Source organism: Spirosoma daeguense, assembly GCF_054776875.1.
In genome coordinates this window covers 367,142-391,083 of sequence record NZ_BAAHBF010000009.1, presented here as the reverse complement: position 1 = coordinate 391,083, position 23,942 = coordinate 367,142, and the positions used below count along the sequence as shown (strand labels likewise).

At 47.7% G+C, this 23,942-nt stretch carries 19 protein-coding genes; 10 read left to right on the top strand and 9 right to left on the bottom strand.

The window, feature by feature from the left end:
• Positions 1-27: 27 nt before the first annotated feature.
• On the bottom strand, positions 28-933 hold the full coding sequence (locus tag ACYVD4_RS27555; protein WP_460951142.1) for a glycoside hydrolase family protein: 906 nt from the start codon (positions 931-933) through the stop codon (positions 28-30).
• A 120-nt stretch (positions 934-1,053) separates the two neighbouring features.
• Here ACYVD4_RS27555 and ACYVD4_RS27550 point away from each other — a divergent pair, with 120 nt between their 5' ends.
• Both ACYVD4_RS27550 and ACYVD4_RS27545 read left to right on the top strand, forming a co-directional pair.
• Positions 1,054-1,230, top strand: a complete 177-nt coding sequence (locus ACYVD4_RS27550; RefSeq protein ID WP_460951141.1) for a hypothetical protein — start codon at positions 1,054-1,056, stop codon at positions 1,228-1,230.
• The gene (locus ACYVD4_RS27545) at positions 1,163-2,011 is read left to right on the top strand and encodes an RpnC/YadD family protein (protein WP_460951139.1); all 849 of its coding nucleotides are present in this window, start codon (positions 1,163-1,165) and stop codon (positions 2,009-2,011) included. Before ACYVD4_RS27550 ends, ACYVD4_RS27545 begins: the two co-directional genes overlap by 68 nt.
• 6 nt (positions 2,012-2,017) lie before the next feature.
• Here ACYVD4_RS27545 and ACYVD4_RS27540 read toward each other — a convergent pair whose 3' ends face one another.
• From ACYVD4_RS27540 to ACYVD4_RS27520, 5 genes are all read right to left on the bottom strand, one after another.
• Positions 2,018-3,181 (bottom strand): XylR family transcriptional regulator, encoded by a 1,164-nt coding sequence (locus ACYVD4_RS27540; RefSeq protein WP_460951138.1) that lies wholly within the window; start codon positions 3,179-3,181, stop codon positions 2,018-2,020.
• 92 nt (positions 3,182-3,273) lie between these two features.
• Positions 3,274-4,512, bottom strand: coding sequence for an MFS transporter (locus ACYVD4_RS27535; RefSeq protein WP_460951137.1), 1,239 nt, complete (start codon positions 4,510-4,512; stop codon positions 3,274-3,276).
• A gap of 35 nt (positions 4,513-4,547) precedes the next feature.
• Entirely contained in the window at positions 4,548-6,185 is a 1,638-nt protein-coding gene (pafA, locus tag ACYVD4_RS27530; RefSeq protein WP_460951135.1) for an alkaline phosphatase PafA, read from the bottom strand.
• Between the two features lie 70 nt (positions 6,186-6,255).
• Positions 6,256-7,092 carry an ROK family protein gene (locus ACYVD4_RS27525; protein ID WP_460951157.1) on the bottom strand — a complete coding sequence of 279 codons (837 nt, stop codon included), beginning with the start codon at positions 7,090-7,092 and terminating at the stop codon, positions 6,256-6,258.
• A gap of 55 nt (positions 7,093-7,147) precedes the next feature.
• Positions 7,148-9,730, bottom strand: a complete 2,583-nt coding sequence (locus ACYVD4_RS27520) for a family 20 glycosylhydrolase (protein WP_460951134.1) — start codon at positions 9,728-9,730, stop codon at positions 7,148-7,150.
• A gap of 85 nt (positions 9,731-9,815) precedes the next feature.
• Between ACYVD4_RS27520 and ACYVD4_RS27515 the strand changes: the two genes are divergently transcribed.
• A complete protein-coding gene (locus ACYVD4_RS27515) occupies positions 9,816-10,913 on the top strand; it encodes an acyltransferase family protein (RefSeq protein ID WP_460951132.1) in 1,098 nt (365 codons plus the stop codon).
• A gap of 33 nt (positions 10,914-10,946) precedes the next feature.
• A complete protein-coding gene (locus ACYVD4_RS27510) occupies positions 10,947-13,367 on the top strand; it encodes a hypothetical protein (protein ID WP_460951130.1) in 2,421 nt (806 codons plus the stop codon).
• Between the two features lie 89 nt (positions 13,368-13,456).
• Here the strand turns inward: ACYVD4_RS27510 and ACYVD4_RS27505 are convergent, their stop codons facing one another.
• Both ACYVD4_RS27505 and ACYVD4_RS27500 read right to left on the bottom strand, forming a co-directional pair.
• A complete protein-coding gene (locus tag ACYVD4_RS27505) occupies positions 13,457-14,101 on the bottom strand; it encodes a deoxyribose-phosphate aldolase (protein ID WP_460951129.1) in 645 nt (214 codons plus the stop codon).
• Positions 14,102-14,199: 98 nt separating this feature from the next.
• The gene (locus ACYVD4_RS27500; RefSeq protein WP_460951127.1) at positions 14,200-16,059 is read right to left on the bottom strand and encodes a pseudouridine synthase; all 1,860 of its coding nucleotides are present in this window, start codon (positions 16,057-16,059) and stop codon (positions 14,200-14,202) included.
• 274 nt (positions 16,060-16,333) lie between these two features.
• Between ACYVD4_RS27500 and ACYVD4_RS27495 the strand changes: the two genes are divergently transcribed.
• Positions 16,334-18,370, top strand: a complete 2,037-nt coding sequence (locus ACYVD4_RS27495; protein ID WP_460951126.1) for an acetoacetate--CoA ligase — start codon at positions 16,334-16,336, stop codon at positions 18,368-18,370.
• A gap of 268 nt (positions 18,371-18,638) precedes the next feature.
• On the opposite strand, the gene ACYVD4_RS27490 is transcribed toward ACYVD4_RS27495, so the two are convergent.
• On the bottom strand, positions 18,639-18,914 hold the full coding sequence (locus ACYVD4_RS27490) for a helix-turn-helix domain-containing protein (RefSeq protein WP_460951125.1): 276 nt from the start codon (positions 18,912-18,914) through the stop codon (positions 18,639-18,641).
• Positions 18,915-19,260: 346 nt separating this feature from the next.
• Between ACYVD4_RS27490 and ACYVD4_RS27485 the strand changes: the two genes are divergently transcribed.
• The 5 genes from ACYVD4_RS27485 to ACYVD4_RS27465 all read left to right on the top strand — a co-directional run bounded on the left by ACYVD4_RS27485 (position 19,261) and on the right by ACYVD4_RS27465 (position 23,821).
• Complete coding sequence (locus tag ACYVD4_RS27485; RefSeq protein ID WP_460951123.1) at positions 19,261-19,500, top strand: hypothetical protein; 240 nt, start codon at positions 19,261-19,263, stop codon at positions 19,498-19,500.
• Positions 19,501-19,681: 181 nt separating this feature from the next.
• Positions 19,682-19,921 carry a hypothetical protein gene (locus ACYVD4_RS27480; protein WP_460951122.1) on the top strand — a complete coding sequence of 80 codons (240 nt, stop codon included), beginning with the start codon at positions 19,682-19,684 and terminating at the stop codon, positions 19,919-19,921.
• A 78-nt stretch (positions 19,922-19,999) separates the two neighbouring features.
• On the top strand, positions 20,000-20,239 hold the full coding sequence (locus ACYVD4_RS27475; protein ID WP_460951121.1) for a hypothetical protein: 240 nt from the start codon (positions 20,000-20,002) through the stop codon (positions 20,237-20,239).
• A 157-nt stretch (positions 20,240-20,396) separates the two neighbouring features.
• Complete coding sequence (locus tag ACYVD4_RS27470; protein WP_460951119.1) at positions 20,397-21,584, top strand: HlyD family secretion protein; 1,188 nt, start codon at positions 20,397-20,399, stop codon at positions 21,582-21,584.
• A complete protein-coding gene (locus ACYVD4_RS27465) occupies positions 21,581-23,821 on the top strand; it encodes a peptidase domain-containing ABC transporter (protein WP_460951117.1) in 2,241 nt (746 codons plus the stop codon). Before ACYVD4_RS27470 ends, ACYVD4_RS27465 begins: the two co-directional genes overlap by 4 nt.
• Positions 23,822-23,942: the final 121 nt, after the last annotated feature.

Sequence of the window (23,942 nt, the reverse complement as noted above, 5' to 3'; positions counted from 1 at the left end):
GCCCTCAACAATACGAGTCGAGGCTAATCACTTTTTCGGCAGATAGACATTCACTGCCGGATGCATGGTGTACAACCGATACGTAGCACCATCGGGAACGAGGATACAACTTGACGTATTATTGCCTACAATTGGATTGCCCGCGTATTTCTTCCAGTGAATCAAATCATCCGAAACCGCTACGTTGTTCGACCATTCACGCCAGTCTTTATAAGCCGATGCGTGATAATAAGCGTAGTACTTGCCTTTGTATTTGACGATCTGGTTCATGGCTACGGCGTGACTGTCATAGGCATCAGGGCCTTTTTCCAGAACAGGTTCATCTTGCACATTTGTCCAGATTTTGAGGTCTTTCGACGTAGCAAGCCAGACAGCCGCATCGTTACGTTCGTAGAACAGATACCAAACGTTGTTTTCTTTCCAGATGGCGGGAGTTCCGTACGGGCCTTTGCTCAGTGGCTTTCCGTCGACGTAGCGAATGTTTATTGGTCCCTGTTCCTGCCAGTGAATCCGATCTTTCGAGGTCATCAGATGCGCTACGTCGTCTTTCCCTTCGGCAAACATATAATATGTTTTATCTGATTTAATCACAGACATATCTTCGACCCAGGTTGTGGTATGAATCGGATTACCGGCGTAACGTGTCCAGTTCAATCCATCGGGCGACGTAGCGTAGCCTAAAAATTTCGATGTACCTTTTCCGCTTTTATAGCCCGTATACCAGAGATGATACGTATCGCCTTCGTGCAGAATATACCCCCGTTCCCGAATGTTTTCATCCCAGGCTCCAGCACCCGCTCCTTTAAAAATAGGGTTGTTTTGATAGGGCGTAAAGTTGACAAGTTCCGTAGGAAATTCAGGATCAGCAATAAAAGTTGGCGAGCTGTAATTGAATAGAAAAGCCAAAAAAGGAAACATAAATAAACTCTTCATCGGTATAAAATTTAACAATTACAGGCTAGACGATTCGCACAGAAATAGCATTTTACATAACCGGGGTGATACGTAACGTTGCTGGGTTCTTCTCGTCAAACAGACAAAGCTATACCAAAAATGCAACGCGATGATTCATTATGGAAAGCGATTCTGGAAGATGTCTTCGATGATTTTCTACGCTTTTCCTTTCCCAACGCCGACGAGCTGTTTTACCTTGATAAAGGGTTTGAATACCTCGACAAAGAACTCGAACAACCGCTCGGGCGGCCCCGTATTCCCACCCGAACAGGATAATTTCCAACCGCGCTACGTCGATAAACTGGTGAAAGTTTTTGTTCGGCAGGCGGAAAAACCTGTGGAGCAGTGGATTCTGGTTCATATTGAAGTTCAGGGTTACAAAGACCCTCATTTTGCAGAACGGATGTTTCAGTATTATTACCGCATTTTCGATAAGTACCGTCAGCCTATCACCGCGTTTGCCATTTTCACGGATAAACATAAAGGATTTACACCACGTCGGTATGTGCAGTCTTATTTGGGAACGGAGTTGAGCTATCAATATAACACGTTCAAAATTGACGAACAGAATGATGCTGCTTTGCTGGCAAATAGCAATCCGTTTGCATTGGTCGTACTGACAACTAAAGCAGCGTTGAAGGCAGGTAAATTATCGGACGAGGAATTATTATCATTGAAACTATGCATAGCTAAACAGTTGTTAATCAGCTCAATATCGAAACAAAAAGCAAGGAGTCTGCTAAATTTCTTGCGGTACTACGTCCGTTTGGAAAACCCATTGGTGAATAGTAAGTTTGAGAAAGAGATTGATTCGTTAACGCAACACAACAAGACAATGGGCATTGAAGAATTTTTGTTAGACAGAGCCAAAAAGGAAGGTATTAAAGAAGGCCTTGAGAAAGTATTAGAACAGGGTATTGAACTGGAGAAACGAATATTAATAACCCGCCTTTTATTAAAGACAAGCTTTTCCAGCGAACAGATTGCCGATCTTGCTGGTGTATCGGTCGTTTTTGTGGAACAAATCAGGAACGAATTGCCATCAGAAGAGATTTAGAAACACTCATTTACCCGCCAGATAGCGATTTCGATATTCGAGTGGCGTACAGCCTTTTACCTGCTTAAACTGACGAGCAATATTTTTGGTATCGTTCAGGCCTAAATCCATAGCGATCTCAAAAACAGCCTGATCAGTTTCGAGGAGTTTCTTCGAAAATTTTTCGATACGTAGGTTCTGAATGTATTTGTAGATCGGATAACCAACCACCTGCTGAAACCGCATTTCGAGCGACCGGCGCGATAACGGAACCTGCTTCACTACGTCCTCTACCTGTAAGTTTTTCTCAATATTCTGGTGAATGTATTTCAGCGACTGCGCAATGTATTCGTCATGCGTGGCGTAAATATCGGTCGATTGGCGGGTGATAATTTGCGTAGGTTCAACGATGATGTCGTAAAATTCGGTTATCTCCTTTCGGATGAGTTTATCGAGCAGCCGGGCGGCATCATAACCGCCTTTTTCAGCGTCCTGCACAATGCTCGACAACGGCGGATCGGAAAGTTCGCACAGCATTTCGTCATTATCGACACCCAAAACGGCCACTTCTTCAGGAATCCGAATACCAGAATGCCGACAGGTTTCCGTGATTTGCTGGCCCATCCGGTCGTCGCAGGTCAGAATAGCAATGGGTTTGGGCAGCGACAATAGCCACTTACTCAGCGAACTGGGTTTGTAATGCCACAAATCGCTCGAGCTGTACTCTTCGTGCTCAAAATAGTGCACCTGACAGCCCGACCGCGACACTCGCTCGTCGAATCCTTCGGCCCGCTCCCGCGACCAGACGATGTGTTTGAAGCCGTAAAAGGCAAAATGACGGAATCCTTTCCTGAGAAAATAATCGGCGGCCATAGCCCCTGAAGCCCGATGTGCCCCGGTGATATTCGGAATTTCGGTAAATCGTTCTTTAAAATCCTGCGCAATAACCGGAATCCCCGCCTGAACGATTTTTTCAACACTACTATCGTTATACAACTGGCCTATAATACCATCGGCTTCCCAATCGCGTGCCCAGTTCAGAATACCATCGACTCCCAGCGTTTCGCGGTGAAAAAGCGGCATCTGACAAAACACCCAGGGGCCATGTTCACGGGCATATTTCGAAATCCCTTTCAACAGGCTCCGGCTGTAATCTTCCGCAAAATCGATGAGAAGGATGATTTTGTGCATGAGAGATAATTTTGAATGATTGAGTTGTTGAATGATTGAGTTGTTGAATGATTGAATAGGAGCTCGCAGTTTTTAGTCAATCATTCAACAACTCAATCATTCAATAACTTAATCGTTGCATTATTTACCAGCGGTTTGGCCCAGACGCCGATGCTAAAAATATAGCCCAGCGTAAGCAGCATAAAGAGCATGGCCCAGCGTAAACCTACCCATTCGGCAAATCCGCCAATAATGAGTGGTACGAGTGCTCCGCCCACAATTCCGGTACACAAGATACCCGAAAAAGTGCCATGATGTTGCGGTACTGAATTGAGCGCCAGTGAAAAAATAATCGACCACATGACCGAAGCGAAAAAACCCGTGCCCGGCAATGCCAAAAGTGCCCATTCTTTTGTTCCAAATAGTCCCATCAACAATGAAATAATAGCGCCCAGCGTAAACACAATCAGCACTTTACGACTGTCAGCCACTTTCAATAAAACCAGTCCCAGTACACAGCCAACCGTCATTAATCCCCAGAAATAAGCAACGGCGGTTGCTCCTTCCGTAGCCGGATCAACGCCGTGGTAGAGTTGCAGAAACTTGGAAATCCAGTTGGCAATGCCCTGTTCGGTGCCGACATAGGCGAAGATTCCGGCAAAATATAGCAGCACCGTTTTGTTACGTAGCAAATCGGTAAAAGCACCGCCCACTTCGATACGTTCATCGTCTTTGAGCGTTACGTTCGGAAATTTGATTACGGCCACTATCACAATCATCAGCAACGTAGTGAGGGCAAAAACCCAATAAAGTGACACCCACTCGAACTGATCGGGCACCACCTGATTCAGCCATTGAATCCAGAACGACGTATTATTGGTATGGATATTCTGCACGAAATAACTGTAAAGCAGTGGACTAAAAAACGAAGCTGCGCCCGAAAAAAGCTGCGCCATTACCGAATTAAAGGCAAAATGCGCTTCGCCACCAGCCACACGTAGCAACGGATTGATAGCAACCTGCAACATAGCCATACCAACGCCGATGGAAAATAATGAACCCAATCCAATCGAAAATGTAGGCATCAGGGCAAAGGTCAGCGAACCCAGTAGAGCCAGCAAAAACGCACCGATCAGCACCGGTTTTTCACGGTATTTTTCGACCAGAATCCCCGCCGGAATCGACACGCCATACGCGACAAAAAACGCAAACGGCAGAAATCCCGCCAGCCCGATGCTCAGGTCAAAACTTTCGACCAGATCCGGAATGATTGGCCCCAGAATGTTGGTCAGAAACGAAATGACGAAGAAAATCAGCAGAATCAGGATAACAATCAGGGTGTTGCGGTTCATAGCTGCGAGTAGAGCGTGGGGCAAAAGGTCGCGTTTTATTTGATGGCTTCCTGCACGGCGTTACCGACCGTACCGCTTGGCGGCAGGATATGGAGCAACGTAGCAATAGTGGGTGCTATATCGGCAATGGTCGTATAACGTAGCGTTTCGCCTTTGGTAACCCCCCAGCCAAACAGCACAAACGGTACGTGCGTATCGTAATGGTAGGGCGAACCATGATTGGTGCCAGTGCCGCTGTTGTCGATCCAGCTTGGTTCGGTAATCAACTGAATATCACCGCTACGTTTGGCGTGCGTCATGTTTTTGTAGAGTTCCAGCAAATGACTGTTCAGGCCAGACGTACCTAAACTGCGCAGATTCACTACGTCGGCAATACCGGGTATTGGCAGTAACGCTTCACGAACGACGGCACAAACGGCATCGACAGTAATCTTTTTCTGGGCAAGTAACGGGCGGTTGAGATAAAGCTGTGCATTTTCGACCGCCACTACGTAGTCGCCACTGCCAAAGGAATCGTTCAGCGCTTTCTTCACCGTTTCCTGCGCCTTGCGGCCATTCAGCAGGCCAGCGGGTAGATTGTGTTGTTTCCAGAAACCGGGTACGTCCATAACGCCATGATCGGCCGTCAGAAACACGGTATAATTTCCTTTGCCCGTCCAGCTATCGAGAAACGAAAAAAGTTCGGCAAATTCAAGATCGAGACGCAGGTAAATATCTTCTTCTTCGACTGAATTCGGGCCAAACGCATGGCCAACCCGGTCGGGCGTAGAAAAACTGATCGCCAGAAAATCTGTTACGTCGCCTTTGCCCATGTTCTCCCCTTTCACAGCCGCAATTGCCATGTCTTTGGTCATCGTATTTCCCCACGGACTCGACAGAACCGTGCCAAATGCATCACCGGCTCGCCCAGCCAATTCATACGGAAAAACTGGTTTCTCGGCTCCCGGCAGTTTGGCTTCGTAAGGTTCATCGTCGGGTGTGCTTTCAACGTACTGGCTGATCGGCAGTAAGGTTTGCCAGCCACGTTTGATGTATTCGGAAGGGAGTTTCTTCGCGTTAAATTCGGTTAACCATTGGGGTAATTCAGGTCGGTAGAACGTACTGGTAACCCAGTTGCCAGTTTTCGAATCGTACCAATATGCGCCTGACGCAGTATGACCGGCGGGCAAGATAGAGCCCCGATCTTTAACCGCAATACCAATCGTTTTCGACCGAAACTGGGTGGCAATCCGAAGCTGATCGGTAACGGTGCTGGTCAGCAAATTTCGGGGCGACATTTTACCCACACTGACGTTTGAACTTCCCACCGTTTTCACCGTACTATCTTCGACGCAATAGACGCCTTTCTGCGCAAATGGATCATACCATTCGTTGCCAATCATACCATTGATGGCCGGTATCGATCCGGTATACACAGCCGCATGACCAGCCGCCGTTACGGTATGGGCGTAGTGATAATGGTTATTCCGGCAATTGAAGCCTTCTCTCAACATACGCTTGAAACCGCCTTCGCTGTATTTGTTATAAAAGCGATAGAGGTAATCGTAGCGCATCTGATCGACCACGATACCAACGACTAATTTGGGTTGTGGTAAAGTTGTTTTACGGGCTGTCTGCGCGCTAAGCACCAAGGGAAACGCGAGGCAGGTAATTGAAAAGAAAAGTTTTTTCATAACATTAGACGATTTCCAACCTACTTTCTCGTCATATCTTTTATACTACATATCGAATGATTGAAGCAACCTAAACCAACTGACGAACGAGCGCAGCGGCTCCTAACAACGCGATATTCTCGTTTTCGGATTGAAAAATCTTCAACCGACGTAGCGTTACGGGAAAGGCAAAATCGGCCATACTTTCAAACATGGTTGCCTTAAAAAATGGGTATGCTTTGGCAATGGAACCGCCCAGAATAATTACTTCGGGATCGTACATATACAGCACCACCTTTACTGCATTGCCAAAGTGTTTACCGAACTCCTTCCATAAATCCAGCGCGTTTTCGTCGCCCGAAAGAGCCGCCAGATTAGCTTCTCTAGCCGATGTGCCGTGTATATATTTAAAGAAATCACCAGCGGCATACGACTCAATATTTTTGTCGAGATACGGTAGTAATCCGATTTCACCGGCACCACAATTACTACCCGTATACAACTGATTATCAACAACAATACCAGAACCTAAGCCCGTACCAATCGCCATACCCACCGCCGACCGATAGCCTTGTGCCATGCCAAACTGATGCTCGCCCAGAATAAAGCAATTAACATCATTATTAACGAAAACCGGCACGTCGAACTCTTTCTCCAGAATATCACGTAGGGCCACTTCTTCCCACGACGGAATATTTGCTACGTTATAAACAATGCCCTGTTCAATATCGACCACCGACGGCACGCCGATACCAATGCTACTAACCGATGGTTCAACAAACGGCCGTATCAAGTCAATCAATTGGGTCAACGTAGCAGACAGGGAATCTTTTTGCTGAAGCACCCTGCTTTTCTGGCGGAGAATCATTCCATTCTCGACCAATCCTACCCGCACATTTGTTCCTCCTAAGTCAACCCCGATAGTCATGTTGGAAAGCGATTTTAATACGTAATTATTCATGAATAGATGCGGATTTCCGCAATCACTTATTCATGACCACCGCCGACCGGCTAGACCGACCCGCAGCATCAAAACTCTTGAGTTTCACCGTTCCCGAAACCTTTACCGGACTGGTAAATATAGTCGATTGGGCAGTTGGTTCGGAGCCGTTGGTCGTATAGCGAATCGTAAGACCCGGCAATTCGACGTTCGCTTTCAACGTACCATTTTCAATAATAGCACCGGGTAGCGGCAACCGATAGTTGTATCCGTTGTTGATACGTGCCAATCTAGGCAACTCTTTTTGCGCTAACGTATTGGCAAATACGTTCCAGCCGGTGTTCATCGATTTTTCACGAGCGTCCCGGTTTTCGATGGTTTCCCACGGACGTTCGGGTGCCCAGGCACTTTCGGCAAATCCGAGCAGTTTCGGCAAAATGTCGTATTCGGCCATCTCGCGACCTTTTACGGTTTCGCTCCATAACTGAGCTTCAACACCCCGAATATTTTTACGCGCTTCGGGCTTCATGCGTTCCAGCCCAGCAAACGAAAGCGGTTTTCCCATCGACGTTTTGTAGGTCGTTTTAAACATATCGTAGGGTGCAAACGCCCAGTTGTTGCGCGTATCGACGTAGCCTGCCCAATATAAACCCGGTTCCTGTGGGTCGTTGTTATACGCCATATCGAAATAAAAATTCGATACGTTGCACAGCACAACCGGATAGCCCGCATTGACCAGCCGATTTCCCAGATCGAGATCGAACAGGTTATTCCAGACGTAAGGCACTACGCCTTTGCCCACAAATTCAGGATTTGCTACGTATTTGCCGTCAGCCGTTTTGTTCAGAACGGCTTCTTCCCAGGCATGCACTTCCAGACCGCGTTTGGCCAGCCGCTCCCGTAATTTTCCGAAGAAATACGCCTGCAAATTCTTGGGGTCTTTGATGGCCGGATTCTCTTTCAAAACTTTCGCAGCCTCCGGCGATTTAGTCCACGCACCTTCTGCTACTTCGTCACCACCGGCATGCATAACGTCCATCGGTAAGCCAGCTTCCTTGTACATTTTCGTGATTTCATCGACCACTTTTTCGTAGAAACGATACGTCGATTCGCCCCCCACGCTCACTACGTTATCTTTATAACCCTGCGCCGACTGATAAACCGATTTATCGTCCGGGTCGATGAGCCGATATTCGCTGGCCTCCTGCTCCTTGCCTTCCTTCATCAGTCGCAGATAACGAGCTTCCATTGCTTTAATGGCCGCTCGTGCGTGACCGGGCAAATTCAATTCGGGAATCACCTTAATGTGGCGTTCTTTGGCATATTTCAGGATTTCGACAAAGTCAGCTTTCGTATAAAAACCGCTGCCATGTTTACCTTCTGCGTAGGCTTTTGGCCCAGACCCATAAGCTGGGTGCAATATCGGCGTGTCTTTCCCTGATGTATGCTCGCGCTGGGCACCCACCTGCGTCAGTTCGGGCAAACCGTCGATTTCAAGCCGCCAGCCTTCATCTTCAGTGGTGTAAAACAGGAACTGATTGATTTTGTATTGAGCCAGCAAATCCAGAATACGTAGTATGGTTTCCTTGGTCTGAAAATTTCGGCTAACATCCAGATGCAGTCCCCGAAACCCAAACCGGGGTGCGTCCTCAATCTGGGCATAACCCAACGTAGCAGGAGCCGACGCGTTCAGATACGTTTCGGTTGGCAACAGCGCCAGCAGACTCTGGACGCCATAAAAAACGCCAGCGGCATCGCTTCCCGTAATCGAAACGCCTTTCCCATCAATAGTAAGTTGATACGCTTCTTTAGCTAAGCCATTCACGCGAACAGCACCGGTTTTCAGAAAAATACCTTTCGCTGACGCCGTTCCGCTACTGACAGAAAACTCTTTCCCGGTTAACGCTTTCAACTTTTGGCTCAGAAATTTTGCTTCACTTTCAAGACCTTTATCGGCACAAATCGGCAGCGATGCATCGAGTGTCAACGTACCGGGCAGCGTGGTCATCTTGACAGGCGATGGAATGATTTTCTGCAACTGACTGGCCGGGAGCAACGTAGCATTCAGGTTGTTCTGATACGTATTTTCGGGACTCGCCAGCGCGTACAAATCGCCGGGGCCACGTAGCATTTGCTCTTTACGGGTAAACGGTTTGATGGTATAACTGGCGATTTCTGCAATCGATTCCTCTTTCCCGTCTTTGTCGTACATCACTACGTAGAGCCCCAACGGTGCGTCAGTCACTTTGGTAACGGCTTCAGTGCCTTCGTAACGGATCTCGGTCGATGCGCCCGGTTTCAGGCTAAAACCTTTAGTCGGAACCAGTTTATACCAGTCGCCATTGATGTGCTGAACGGTGGCAGGCTGGGATGTTTTTGTCGGCAGAATTGGCCGGGGCGACATATTAAAAAACAGCGCCCAATTGCTATCCGTCAGTTCTTTATCGCTCTTGTTCGTAAGCGTAAAACGGGCTTCGAAACCATCTTTGACAGCCGTAAAGTTGTTCACCAGTTCCCACGAAACGTCGAGTTGACTCGTACTTTCCGTGCTCTTGTCAGTACGTTGACAACTGTTGATACCGGCAAAAACGACCAGCCAGAGGAAAGCGTAAAAACCAGGGCGCATAAATAGTCAGGTTAAGTAGCCTTAATAGTACGGAATTCAGTACTAAAGATACTATTGCCGGAACCCCGCTTTTTTCACTTTTTTAATGGCACCACCAATCAACCGACTTATTTCGTTAGACGCACTCCGAGGCTTCACCATTGCGGCCATGATTGTGGCAAACTTTCCGGGAAGTGAGGAATATGTCTATTTCACACTACGTCACACCAGATGGAACGGATTATCGTTCACGGATTTAATTGCCCCAACGTTTCTGTTTATCGTAGGCGTTTCGATTGCCCTTGCATATAACAAAAAACGGATCGATAGTAGCCCGAAAGACGAACTTTACAAGAAGATTGTGATTCGGTCGCTGAAGATTTTTGCCGTGGGGATGTTTCTGAATCTGATGCCCGATTTCAATTTCTCAGACATCCGCTGGACCGGTACGTTGCACCGAATCGCTATCGTATTTCTGGTTTGCGGCATTCTGTTTCTGAACACAACTTGGCGGCAACAACTCTGGATTGGCCTTGCTACGTTGTTGGCCTACTGGCTGGCGATGACGCTCATTCCAACCCCCGATTTCGGCTACGTCATACTCGAACCCGGTCAGAATCTGGCGGCCTGGATTGACCAGAAATTCCTGCCGGGGCGGATGTGGCAGGGCAACTGGGACCCCGAAGGCATTCTCAGTACGTTTCCTTCCATCGTAACAACCATAACAGGTATGCTGGCCGGTCGCTTCATGCTAAGTACATTGACACCAACTGAAAAAGTATCTTATCTGATGACAGCCGGATTGTTTACAGCGGCTGCCGGTTATTTCTGGGGCCTTACTTTCCCGGTCAACGAAAATCTCTGGACGAGTTCGTTTGTGCTCGTTACGTCGGGGTTTGCCGCTATGTTGCTCGGTGCTACGTATTTTCTGGTCGATGTGCTGGGCAAAACTAATGGCACAAAACCGGGCATCATTTTCGGAGCTAACGCCATCACCGTCTACGTATTGGCCGACGTCTTCGCCTTGTTTTTTTATCGTTTAAAATTCGGTGGTCAGCAATTGAATGAACACGTAGTAAATGGCTTGATTTCGATTGGCATACAGCCCGAACTGGCGAGTCTGCTGTATGCGTTGTTTTTTATCGGCGTCAATTTCATTCCGGCCTATTTTCTGTATCAGCGTAAGATTTTTATCAAACTGTAGAGACAGGGCATGCCCTGTCTCTACGTAATTCATATGCGTTTACAACTAGTTGTCTCTGTCTGCCTCTGTTTGCTGATAACAACAGCTTTGGCATCGCCAATCGATCTATCGAAGGCACGTATCGTCAATACCGTTACCGATAAAAAAGCGCTTGGTCGAACGGTTGAAATTCTTCAGCAGGAAGTCCAGAAACGTACCGGAATCCTGTTGCCCATTACAGCCAAATTTCCGGCAGAAAAGCAGCCTGTTATTGTCTTGGCATTAGAGAACAACGTAGCGCAATGGCCGCAAGCGTTTCAGAAGGCCGTTCGTGAGTTGCCAACTACGAAAAGTGAAGGATTTAAACTCGTTACGTTATCGGCAACTAACGTAGTGCTGGTGGTTGGGCACGATGCCCGTGGATTGCTGTTTGGCGTTGGGAAACTTCTTCGCAAACTAGAGATGCGATCGGGGAAAATCGACGTAGCAGAAAATCTCTCGATAGCCAGCAGTCCTCGTTACTCCATTCGTGGCCATCAGTTGGGTTACCGGCCAAAAACCAACGCCTATGACGCATTTTCCGTAGCGCAGTTTGATCAGTACATCCGAGAACTGGCGTTGTTTGGAGCCAACAGCATCGAGATAATGCCGCCCCGCACCGACGATGATTTCACCAGTCGGCACATGAAATTACCGGCCATTAAAATGATTGGTGAGCAATCGCGGATTTGTGCCGAATACGGGCTGGATGTCTGGATGTGGTACCCGAACATGGGCGAAAATTACACCCATCCTGACTCGATTCAGAAAGAACTGGCTGAGCGGCACCAGATTTTTGCCGCCGTTCAGAAACTGGACGCCGTTTTTGTGCCCGGTGGTGATCCCGGCGAACTGGAACCCGACGTATTGTTTAGCTGGCTCGAAAAAGAAGCGCAGGTACTACGTAAGTATCATCCGAAAGCCAAAATCTGGGTTTCTCCGCAGGTTTTCCGCCCGGCGCAGGTCTGGTTCGATGCCTTTTATAAACATGTGAACAGCGGCTATGACTGGTTCGGTGGGGTTGTTTTTGGTCCGTGGGTCAAAGTACCCGTTGACGAACTTCGACGCCGTATCAATCCAAACATCCCGATTCGGCACTATCCCGATATTACGCACAATTACGCTTCTCAATATCCGGTGCCGCACTGGGATTTGGCGTGGGCCATGACATTGGGTCATGAAAGCATCAATCCGCGTCCGCACGACGAAAAAGCAATTCACAATGCCCTCGATGAATACGGTGCAGGCAGCATCAGCTACTCGGAAGGCACAAATGATGATGTTAATAAATTTGTCTGGAGCGATCAGGACTGGAACCCGGAAACGCCGGTTATTGAAACGCTACGTGAGTATGCACGGTTGTTTGTCGGCCCCGATTACACCGAATCCGTAGCGCAGGGACTGCTGGCACTTGAGCAAAACTGGCGAGGGAGTTTGCTCACAAATGATGCCGTTGACCGAACATTAGTACAATGGCAGGCAATGGAAAAAGCGGCCCCACGTAGCGTATTGCAAAATCCACGGTTTCAGATGGGACAGATTCGGGCGTATTACGACGCATTTACCCGCCATCGGCTTCAATACGAAAGCGATCTGGAACGGCAGGCGCGTGAACGACTGACGACTATCGGTGCAAATGGTTCGTTGATAGCCATTCGCGAAGCCACTACGTTGCTGGAAAAAGCCTGGAAAGCACCCACTCTGCCAACGTATCGACAAACCTGTTTTGCGCTGGCCGATTCGCTGTTCAAAAGTATTGGTGCTCAGCTAACTATCGAACGGCATGGTGCCATGTCAGGCCGGGGTAATTTTATTGATAACATCGACATTCCGCTTAACGATTCCCCCTGGCTTCTGTCGCAGTTGGAGAAAATCGGAAAACTGAACATCGAAATAGAGCGATTGGCGAAAATTCAGGAGATGCTACACCGAACCGACCCCGGCCTCGGTGGATTTTACGACCATTTTGGCGATCCGGCGAGTTGGCACCGCGTTGTTCCGGGCGATAGCTGGGAAAAAGACCCCGGCAGTTTACGTTCTCCCCGAACGGGTTTCGGTGTGGGATTGGTGGGCGTTGAATGGGTCGACGAAATCAAAGCGACTGGATTTAAAGGCCAGATTACCCCGCGTGTCTGGATGAAACAGGCCAAAACGTTGTATGACCAGCCCTTAAAAATCGCGTATTCCGAGCTTAACCCAACGGCTAGGTATCGCCTGCGGATTGCTTACACTGGCCGCTTCCGGTCACGAATGAAACTCACCACCGACGATGGTTCGGTAATACATGAATTTATCCAGACCGGCGAACAACCTATTTACGAATTCGACGTTCCGAAAGCCGCTACGTCCGACGGCAGCACTACGTTCATCTGGACCTGTGGCGAAGGTGAGCGCGGCTCGCAGGTAACCGAAATCTGGCTCATGCCAAAACCGTAAATCAAGGGATTGAGTAACACGCTACGTTAGTAAGAAAGTTACGATCACTACGTATCGTCAACAATAATTAGTAGATGGGTCTTCGGCAATTACAGTTTCTGCAAACTACTGATTGATAGACGCTCTACGCCAGCAGAAATCAACTCTTCCAATTGTTGCACTGTAGCGCCAGTGGCCGATATTTTTACGCCAACCGACTTTGGAACCTGTTTTCTGAAAGCAAGTGCCGATTCGTGTTGATACGTATCGATCATAAATCCAGTTGTATTCTTGATAAAATCGGCACCAGCATCGGCGGCTAGTTTTATGAGTTGCTGCTGTTGCTCGGTAGTGAATAGCGACGATTCCAGAACAACGGTGAAGAACTTTTCCTGCGCATGAACCGGCGTAACCAGTTTGGCCAATTCAATTTTTAACCAAACCGAAGCCGGCGAAAATAGCGCCGACGTATTCACAACTACTTCTATTTCAGTGGCGCCATCGGCCAATGCCCACTCGATTTCGGTTTGCTTGGCTTCAGTACGTTGATACCCAAATGGAAAACCGATAACGGTTGCCAACGTAGCGGGATGCATTTCGCCCATTTCCCGCCTGAATTTCTTTACCCAAAACGGCGCCACTGTTAAGCCCGCCATCCCGAGCTGCGTTACTTCATCGAGCATTTCGTACTGCTCGTTGATGGTAACACCCGGATGCAGCAACGTCCTCTCGATGTAAGGGAACAGGTGGTTCATGGATATAAAATGCTGAATGAGTGAATGATAGAATGAGTGAATATAAAGGCTTGCGTCAGCTATTCACTCATTCTATCATTCACTCATTCAGCATTAAATCAATTAAAGTATTTCAACTTAATCACTTCCTTCGGTTCGAGGAAGCGCCATTTGCCGCGCGGAAGCTCTTTCTTGGTCAGACCTGCATACGTAGTACGGTCGAGCTTGGAAACTTCATAACCTAAATGTTCGAAGATTCGACGGACAATCCGGTTCCGGCCCGAGTGAATTTCAATACCCACTACGTAGGCATCGGGCGTTACGATACTCAACGCGTCGGGTTTGATGGTGCCATCTTCCAGCTCTATACCTTGCTGAATCGCTTCAAAATGCTCGTTTGTGATCGGCTTATCCAGTTCAACCTGATAAATCTTACGAACGTTGTAAGATGGATGCGTCAATTTATCAGCCAGTTCACCATCATTGGTCAATAACAACAGACCAGTGGTGTTACGGTCGAGACGGCCAACCGGATACATCCGGTAATTACCAGCATCGGCCACCAGTTCCATTACGGTTTTACGCTCTTCCGGATCTTCGGTGGTGGTGATGTAATCCTTCGGTTTGTTCAGCAATACGTAAACGAACCGTTCAGGGCTCAGGGCTTTGGTGCCGTATTTAACGTTATCGCCTTCCTTCACTTTAAAACCCATTTCGGTAACGACTTTGCCATTTACCGAGATGTCGCCACGGGCGATGAGTTCATCCGCTTCCCGACGAGAGCACACGCCAGAGTTAGCAATGTATCGGTTCAGGCGCATTAAGCCCGCTTCCTCGGCTGATTTCCGCTTTGGTTTATCAAACTCGCGAGCTTCGGTATTACGTTTTGGTTTAAATGCGGGTTTTTCATCGGATGAAGACTGGCGATAACTGGGCGCTTTATCGAATTTACCCGCCCGGCGCTCACCAGATGCTTTACGTTGCTCGGGCGAAAAACGTGAATTTTCCGAGTCAGATGATTCGTCGTTACGGCGTCTGTTGCCACGTCGGTCATCATCACTAAAACGGCTTTTTGGACGGTTATCATCCCGTTTGAAGCTATCCGAACGCTTGAATGCCGGGCGCTCTTCGCGAGAAAAACGATCGTTACGACCTAGTGAATCGCCATCGCGCCGGAAGCTGGGACGTTCATCGTTACGTTCACGTCGAAAATCTGGACGGCTATCAGGACGTTCCCGCCGAGAATCAGGGCGGCTATCAGGACGGTCGTTGTTGCGCGGGCCCGAAAAACGGTTTGGACGATCCTGGTTCGTATTATCAGGACGGTTGCTACGTTGGCTCCAGTCCGGACGACCTTCCGACCGTTTGTCGCTACGTGGGCGCTCATCGCGGTTGAATCGTGGCTTGTCGTCACGGTCGTTCGAATTTCGTCCATCGCTTGGCCGATTGAAACGCGGACGTTCATTATCCCGGTCGTCGCGATTGAAGCGAGGTTTTTCGTCACGTTGATCATTAAATCGGCGTTCGCTGCCAAAGCGATCGGTGTTACGTTCGAAACGGGGCGATTTGCTCCGGTCGTCGTTGCGATTGCCGCCCGAAAAACGGTCATTACGTTCCCGGTTGAACTGAGGTTTTTCACTACGTTGTCCAAAATCACTACGTTCCGAACGAGGTGGACGGCCTTCAGAATCATCCCGACGGCCACGCCCTTCTGAGCGATTTTCACCGCGTGGGAAACGGTCGTTGCTACGTGGCGCTGGCCGGTCGCTACGTTCCCGGTTGAACCGTGGCTTATCGTCGCGGTCGTTTGAATTTCGTGTATCACCCGACCGATTAAATCGTGGTCGGTCAGTATCGTTATTGCGGTTAAAACGTGGGGCGTCATCCCGACGGCCAAATGAACGATCTTCCCGCCGTTGCGGGCCACCATCACGGTTGGAGCCTTTGCTCCGGTCGTTCTGTTCTGAGTCCTGATTCATGGAAAAATACAGTAAATCGTATTGTTAAAGAAGAAAATATAGCTGATTGTCAGCTTTGTTATAGAGGTAGATCTAAAATGGGGTGCAAAGTTAGCTGTTTTTCAGCAACTCAACTAGCGATGGTTTCTGGCTAACACATTTCCGGCAAAAAACAATCCACAGAACCAATGATAATACGCGATGGTGGTCAATCGTTAGTCGTACATTATGCTTTATTCCAGTTTGGTGGAAAATTCCTGCCAAACGGCCATTCTCGACTCTTGACTCTTTTCATATGCCCCGCCCAACGCTGACATCGCTCTACACCCCGTCGAGGTCTGTTATCGAACAGTCGATGATGAAACGATACATGGACTGGTTGTTTGTAAAAAAAGGATTGTATTTCCGCGATTACGACGATTTATGGGACTGGTCGGTTACTGATCTGGAAGATTTTTGGGAAAGCCTCTGGCAATTTTTCGATCTGTTGTCGCATTCACCGTATCAGCAGGTCGTGTTTCGGGCTTCGCAGCGCGATATGATTGGTACCGAATGGTTTGCGGGTGCTACGTTGAATTATGCGGAACATATTTTTCGGCACAAACCCACACAACGGCATACCGACCGACCGGCGATCCTGTTTGCTACTGAAAATCGGTCTATAACCAGCATTTCCTGGGATAAACTGGAGGAGCAGGTGGCCGCTGTTGCTACGTATCTGCGTGAACAGGGCGTTGGCGTTGGCGACCGCGTAGTGGCGGTGCTACCAAACATTCCCGAAGCGGTGATCGCATTTCTGGCAACCAACGCCATTGGAGCCGTTTGGTCGAGTTGTTCGCCCGATTTTGGTACGTCGAGCGTGGTTGAGCGATTCCGGCAAATTGAGCCTAAAGTGCTGATTGCGTCTGAAAGTTATGCCTACAACGGAAAGGTTATCGACAAAACGGAATCGATTCATGAGTTAGTTAAACGATTGCCAAGTCTAAAGCATATGGTCTGGGTTTCCCATCTGGAATCTACACAACCTGACGTATCGGAGGAGTTGGAAAACTCGACAGATGGAATCGTTGGCAAATCGAAGCGTTTTTTTAGCCGTTGGAACGATGTTTTGCAAACGCCCGCGCCCGACGGTTTAACGTTTGAACCCGTTCCGTTCGACCATCCGATCTGGGTACTGTATTCGTCGGGCACAACAGGAAAACCGAAAGCTATTACGCACAGCGTGGGCGGCTGTCTGCTCGAACATCTGAAAGCATTGGGATTACATCAGGACGTGCGGGTTGGCGAACGATATTTCTGGTATTCGACAACGGGCTGGATGATGTGGAATTATGCCGTTGGGTCAATGTTGCTTGGTGCTACGTTGGTGCTATATGACGGCTCTCCAGCTTACCCGGATTTAAATGTGCTTTGGAAACTGACCGATGAGACACGTATCAATCATTTTGGCGGAGGAGCCGCTTACTTTCTAAGTTGTGCGCGAGCCGACCTGAAACCCGGAAATACGTTCCGATTCAACCACCTACGTAGCATCGGATCAACCGGTTCGCCGTTGCCTCCCGAAGGGTTTCGGTGGATTTATGAATCCGTAAAATCGAACGTATGGCTTATTTCGCTGAGTGGTGGTACCGACGTATGCAGTGCGTTTGTGGGCGGAAATCCGCTGTTGCCCGTTTACGAAGGCGAAATCCAGTGCCGGATGCTAGGCTGCAAAGTTGAAGCCTTCGATGAAAACGCAAGTCCCGTTCGGGGTGAATTGGGTGAAATGGTTATTCTGGAGCCAATGCCGTCGATGCCAATTTATTTCTGGAACGACCCTGACAACGAACGATACCGGAAAAGTTACTTCGACGAATATCCCGGCATCTGGCGGCATGGCGATTACATACGTATCACCGAACGTAACGGGATTATTATTTATGGACGTTCCGACGCCACACTCAATCGGGATGGGATACGTATCGGCACCAGCGAAATTTACAGTGCGGTAGAAAGTCTGCCCGAAATTGCCGACAGTCTTATTGTTGGGCTTGAGCAACCCGGTGGCCGTTATTTTATGCCGTTGTTTGTGGTGCTACGTAAAGATGCTACGTTAACCGACGAGCTGATTGACCGTATTCGGCAAACGCTACGTTCGCAATTCAGTCCGCGCCACGTACCAGATGCCGTATTTGCCATTACAGACATACCGTATACGATTAGCGGGAAAAAGCTCGAAACACCAGTTAAAAAGATTCTGTCGGGAGTTGACCCATCGTTGGCAACCAGTAAAGATACGCTACGTAATCCGGCTTCGCTGGAGCAGTTTGTCAATTTTACAGGCGTGCATTAACACGTGAAGTAACCCCACCCTAAATCCCTCCCCCGTAGGGAGGGACTTTACCTTCTGACTTTTTGAAGTCCCTCCCTACGGGGGAGGGATTTAGGGTGGGGTTTAATAGTACACATAATAATATGGATCACAAAAGTACTAACAATCAGAACGTTAAATTAATACCTAGCTACGTTATTAAAACTCACTAAAAATCAACTGCCCTCTAACTGCCTGTCTTTACAGAAAGGAAGTAGAGGGCAGTTGATTTATGTACCGCTATTTTGTGTTAGTTGATGTCTCCCCGACCGAGTAATTTCTCGGCAAAATGCTCATCAGCCATCAGCTTCCGAATAAGATCCATATCGCTTTCGGTTAGCAAATCGCCCAGGGTGAGCTGATATATGTTAGCCAGATCTTCAAGCTTGTTAATAGGTGGTTGTGTTTGTCCGCTTTCCCATTTGCAATAGGCAGGCTGGGTCATACCAATATTAAAAGCAATGTATTCCTGTGAATATCCAAATAACTGACGTAATCGACGAAGCTTATCTGATAGTACTGGCATAGTTCACTAATTTAAGAAGTAAGGTTTACTACAAAGAGTAAAAGCATGTTGGCATAGGCGATATTACTATGGTAACTAGATAGGCAAACTTACGAAAGTCGGTTACGGTTTGGATTTATTTTTTTTACAATTTCTTCAATACTTACAGAACGGCCAGGTTATGAACTTATAACTGAAAGCTATTTTTTTATAAAAGCCAGTTATCAGAACGTGCCGCTCAATCCCCCAACTTTGTCCTATCCAAACGGCACTACCGCTTGTACGTTTAAACGAACAGACGAATTTGCCTTTGTGAAGCGGACGCCGAAAAGCTTAATAGAGTAGGCACAATTAATTTTATATCGTTATGAAAACGTTCGATTTTGCAAACCTGGGAGTAGAAGAATTAACCAATCAGGAACTGATCAATAACCACGGTGGTGGCGACAGCACCAGCCTGTTAAACATCGGCTCAATTACAATTGGTGATCTGATTGACGTAAGTAACAACAGCCTGTTCAACGGAAATTACGCCCTGTTCAGTGGTAACTCAACCGATGTTAGCCCAAGCACAGGTATTGGCTTCAGCTTCAATGCGAGCCGATAAAATGCGGTTGTCTCGTTGACGAAAGCAATCGTGCAGGCGTAAATCTGCTTATTTCTGATAAATAACTTGTTGATTTTTAAGCCGAATAGGCTATCTGCCTTGAGGATTAAAGTTGTTCGATTGTGACAAGTCGACCGTCTAAATAAAGAAGTTAGTGTTTTTCATCTAAATTTTTCTTGTTATGAAAACGTTCGATTTTGCAAACCTAGGAGTAGAAGAATTAACCAATCAGGAACTGGTTAACAATCACGGTGGTGGTGATAGTACCAGCATCGGCAACATCGGTGGAATCGCTTTGGTCGATTTACTTGATGTAAGTGGCAATAGCCTATTTAATGGTAGTAGCTTCCTGTTCAGTGGCAACAATACGGGTATCAGCCCTGTCACAGACCTGACGGCCATCACCAATTTTAGCCGATAATAGATTATTATCAATTAGTTAATAAAGCCGACTATTTAGTATTCGGGTCGGTATTTTTCACCTAAATTTTATATCGTTATGAAAACGTTCGATTTTGCAAACCTGGGAGTAGAAGAATTAACCAATCAGGAACTGATCAATAACCACGGTGGTGGCGATAGCACCAGCATCGGTAACATCGGCGGAATTGCCATAGGTGATTTATTCGATGTAAGTGGTAACAGTCTGTTCAACGGTGATAGTGCTTTGTTTAGCGGGAACACAACCAGTGTAAATCCTGTAACAAATCTTCTCTTTGGATTTAGCTCGAATAGCTAGGAGTTGATTGAATGGGGCTTATAAGAAGCCTTTGAGTTATATCAGTAAGCAGGGATTTGGTCCAGAGAATAGGAAACTCATTTAATGTTTCCTGCTCAGGGGTCAAATCCCTGTTTTTTAGTTATACGTATATAGCCACAACTTACTCAACGAAATCATGAACGAAACCAACAATTCTTATGGGCTGGTTACCTACCTGCCTCGTGTGAGTGTTCGGAGTCAACTAATTTACACCACCGTTTTGGGCGTTGTACTCCTAACCTTACTGGCTTTGCCCTTTATATATGTCGACGTTTCCGTGCAGGCTAACGGCCTGATTAGGCCCGTTTCAGAACGTAGCGAAGTAAAAGCAACGGCTGGTGCTGTGATTCAGAAAGTAATGGTACGTGAGTGGCAGTCAGTGAAGCAAGGCGAGCCACTTTTTCAACTTCGGTCCGATGCGCTGGAAACCCGTAAACAATCGGTCGAGAAGCAAATCGTTGAAAAAAAATCATTTGTTCGCGATTTAAATCAGCTTACCCGCAAATCGTGGAAAGAAGTGGGCGGCCTGGCGGCTCCGCTGTATCGGCAGGAATACAATCAGTTTCGGGCCGTAGTTGAAGAAAGCTGGAATTTGCAGGAAAAGAAGAAACGAGAATTCGAAACGGCTCAGTTGCTCTTCAATCAGAAAGTAATTGCCCGACTCGAATACGAAGACGCGCTCTATGCCCACAAGGCTTCATTGGCGCGTTACAATACGTTAGTTGAACAGCAACGTAGCGACTGGCAAACTGACCTTACGCAAAGCCAGCGCGATCTGGCTAATCTGGAAACCGACGCCCGGCAACTTCGCGAAGAGCAGGAACTCTACGTATTGAAAGCGCCCGTTGGCGGAACGGCTTCTCAATTGTCGGGTCGTTACGCAGGCAGCTACGTGCAACCGGGCGACGTACTAGCCGTTGTTTCGCCCGATTCTACCCTGATTGCCGAAACCTACGTATCATCGAAAGATATTGGTTTGCTAAAACCGGGGCAGTCTGTTCGTTTGCAGGTTGATGCGTTTAATTATAATCAGTGGGGCCTTTTGACCGGTAAAGTCATCGACATCGCCAATGATTTTACGTCTTCTAATGGCGAACCTGTTTTTAAAGTTCGGTGCCAGTTAGATCGCCCTTATCTGACATTACAGAATGGGTATCAGGGACGACTCAAAAAAGGCATGACCGTACAAACGCGGTTTCAGGTGGCCCGTCGCTCTATTTTTCAGTTGCTATATGATAAAACCGACGATTGGTTAAATCCGGCCATCAATACGCAGAAAACCGTTACGGCAAGCACGCAGAAGGAGGGCGGTAAAACCCTATGAGCACAACGCAGGACGGTTTAAAAGGAAAAGCTATTGACGGGCTGAAGCGAATTCGGGAATGGGTTGATGAACATAGTATTAGCAGTCGCGTAAAAATTAAACAGCGTGATATTACCGACTGTGGAGCGGCCTGTCTGGTATCGGTAGCCGCTCATTACCGTCTGTTGTTACCCGTTGCCCGTATTCGGCAACTGGCCGCTACCGACCAGAAAGGTACTACGGTGTTGGGAATGGTTGAAGCAGCCGAAAAGCTGGGTTTTCAGGCGAAAGGTGTAAAAGCTCCGTTCGAAAGCCTGTCGAAAATTCCCCAACCGACGATTGCCCACGTAACGATTCCGAACAGCCAGCTACAGCACTACGTAGTAATCTATCGTATTACGCCTGAGCATATTACGGTGATGGACCCGGCTGATGGCAAACTGCATCAGTTATCTCACGACAAATTCAAAGAAGTCTGGACAGGCCTGTTGGTATTGCTGGTGCCCGACGAAACATTTAAAGTTGGCGATGAAAAAGTATCTGTTCTACAGCGTTTCTGGCAATTGCTGCAACCACACCGCGCCGTTATGTTTCAGGCGTTATTTGGTGCGCTGATTTATACAATTCTAGGCTTATCGTCTGCCATTTATATTCAGAAAATCGTCGATAACGTACTGGTCAACGGCAATCGTAATCTGCTGAACCTGCTCAGCGTGGTGATGATCGGGTTATTGATTTTGCAGATTTTTATCGGCTCTACCAAAAGCTTTTTCAATATCAAAACCGGCCAACGTATCGATGCGGCACTAATTCTGGGGTATTACAAACACCTGATGACATTACCGCAATCGTTTTTCGATACGATGCGCGTGGGTGAGATTATCTCGCGGGTTAACGACGCGGTTAAAATCCGAACCTTCGTCAACGACATTGCGCTGAGTGTAGTCGTCAACGTACTGATCGTCATTTTCTCGTTTGCGCTCATGTTTACCTATTACTGGAAACTGGCCATAATTCTGATTTTGATTGTGCCGTTTTACGCGGGCATTTACTGGGCCATGAACCAGTTTAACCAACGCTATCAGCGGAAACTGATGGAAAACTCGGCCGACCTCGAAGCGCAACTGGTTGAGTCACTAAATGCCATGCCCACCATCAAACGGTTTGGACTGGAACAGTTTGCCAGCCAGAAAACCGAAAATCGGTTTGTGGCGTTGCTGCAAACGATTTTTCAAACCGGAAGTGCGGGAATTTACGCCGGAAATGCCTCTGAATTCATCACCCGATTATTCACAATTATTTTACTTTGGGTGGGTGCCAGCTACGTATTGCAGAACGATTTGACACCCGGCGAGCTGCTTTCGTTTTACGCACTGATTGGTTATTTCACCGGCCCGGCTGCCAGTCTGATTGGCGCGAACCGCAGCGTTCAGGAAGCCCTGATTGCCGCCGACCGCCTGTTCGAAATCATGGATCTCGACCGTGAATCGACAGAGAATAAGGTCGAGTTGAAGCCCGAAATGGTCGGTGCAATCCGTTTCCAGAACGTAACATTTCGATATGGTACACGCGCTACCATTTTCGATGATCTGGTGCTAAACATGCCAAAGGGAAAAATTACGGCGGTTGTAGGCGAAAGTGGATCGGGCAAATCAACACTAATGTCGCTTGTGCAGGGATTGTATCCGTTGCAAAGTGGCAGCATCCACATTGGCGACTACGACATCAAACATTTGCACCCCGATAGCCTCCGTCAGGTAGTGAGCGTAGTGCCACAAAAGATTGATCTGTTTGCCGGAAACGTTATTGAGAACGTAGCGATTGGCGAAGATGAGCCTGATATGCAGCGACTTCTGTCTATCTGCGATCAATTGGGTATTACCGAATTTATCGAACGAATGCCGAATGGATTTAAAACGTATCTGGGCGAAAACGGTGCTACGTTATCAGGTGGGCAACGCCAGCGACTGGCTATTGCCCGTGCATTGTATCGCCAGCCGGAAGTCTTGATTCTGGATGAAGCTACGTCGGCACTCGATACGGTTTCGGAGCAGTTCGTGCAACGTACCGTACAACAGCTACGTAAGGACGGGAAAACGATTATCATTATTGCGCACCGACTCAGCACCGTTCGCAAGGCCGATAAGATTGTGGTGCTGGAACAGGGCAAGGTTATTGAAGAAGGAAAACATGTGGATTTATTGAAAAATGGGAAGGCATATTCGCAGTTTTGGCAGCAACAAACCGAGGTAGTCTGAGCATTTAGGAAATTTTAACAGTATGTTAAGTTTCTGGCAAACATTTCGCTATATTCCATACGTTAAACAGGCATAGAGACTACTCAGCTCACAACATCCAGATGGATATAGAAAATAAAGT

Coding starts and splice junctions, on each gene's coding strand:
- ACYVD4_RS27555 (WP_460951142.1), bottom strand. CDS start 933: ATGAAGAGTTTATTTATGTTTCCTTTTTTGGCTTTTCTATTCAATTAC.
- ACYVD4_RS27550 (WP_460951141.1), top strand. CDS start 1,054: ATGCAACGCGATGATTCATTATGGAAAGCGATTCTGGAAGATGTCTTC.
- ACYVD4_RS27540 (WP_460951138.1), bottom strand. CDS start 3,181: ATGCACAAAATCATCCTTCTCATCGATTTTGCGGAAGATTACAGCCGG.
- ACYVD4_RS27535 (WP_460951137.1), bottom strand. CDS start 4,512: ATGAACCGCAACACCCTGATTGTTATCCTGATTCTGCTGATTTTCTTC.
- pafA (WP_460951135.1), bottom strand. CDS start 6,185: ATGAAAAAACTTTTCTTTTCAATTACCTGCCTCGCGTTTCCCTTGGTG.
- ACYVD4_RS27525 (WP_460951157.1), bottom strand. CDS start 7,092: ATGACTATCGGGGTTGACTTAGGAGGAACAAATGTGCGGGTAGGATTG.
- ACYVD4_RS27520 (WP_460951134.1), bottom strand. CDS start 9,730: ATGCGCCCTGGTTTTTACGCTTTCCTCTGGCTGGTCGTTTTTGCCGGT.
- ACYVD4_RS27515 (WP_460951132.1), top strand. CDS start 9,816: ATGGCACCACCAATCAACCGACTTATTTCGTTAGACGCACTCCGAGGC.
- ACYVD4_RS27510 (WP_460951130.1), top strand. CDS start 10,947: ATGCGTTTACAACTAGTTGTCTCTGTCTGCCTCTGTTTGCTGATAACA.
- ACYVD4_RS27505 (WP_460951129.1), bottom strand. CDS start 14,101: ATGAACCACCTGTTCCCTTACATCGAGAGGACGTTGCTGCATCCGGGT.
- ACYVD4_RS27500 (WP_460951127.1), bottom strand. CDS start 16,059: ATGAATCAGGACTCAGAACAGAACGACCGGAGCAAAGGCTCCAACCGT.
- ACYVD4_RS27495 (WP_460951126.1), top strand. CDS start 16,334: ATGCCCCGCCCAACGCTGACATCGCTCTACACCCCGTCGAGGTCTGTT.
- ACYVD4_RS27490 (WP_460951125.1), bottom strand. CDS start 18,914: ATGCCAGTACTATCAGATAAGCTTCGTCGATTACGTCAGTTATTTGGA.
- ACYVD4_RS27485 (WP_460951123.1), top strand. CDS start 19,261: ATGAAAACGTTCGATTTTGCAAACCTGGGAGTAGAAGAATTAACCAAT.
- ACYVD4_RS27480 (WP_460951122.1), top strand. CDS start 19,682: ATGAAAACGTTCGATTTTGCAAACCTAGGAGTAGAAGAATTAACCAAT.
- ACYVD4_RS27475 (WP_460951121.1), top strand. CDS start 20,000: ATGAAAACGTTCGATTTTGCAAACCTGGGAGTAGAAGAATTAACCAAT.
- ACYVD4_RS27470 (WP_460951119.1), top strand. CDS start 20,397: ATGAACGAAACCAACAATTCTTATGGGCTGGTTACCTACCTGCCTCGT.
- ACYVD4_RS27465 (WP_460951117.1), top strand. CDS start 21,581: ATGAGCACAACGCAGGACGGTTTAAAAGGAAAAGCTATTGACGGGCTG.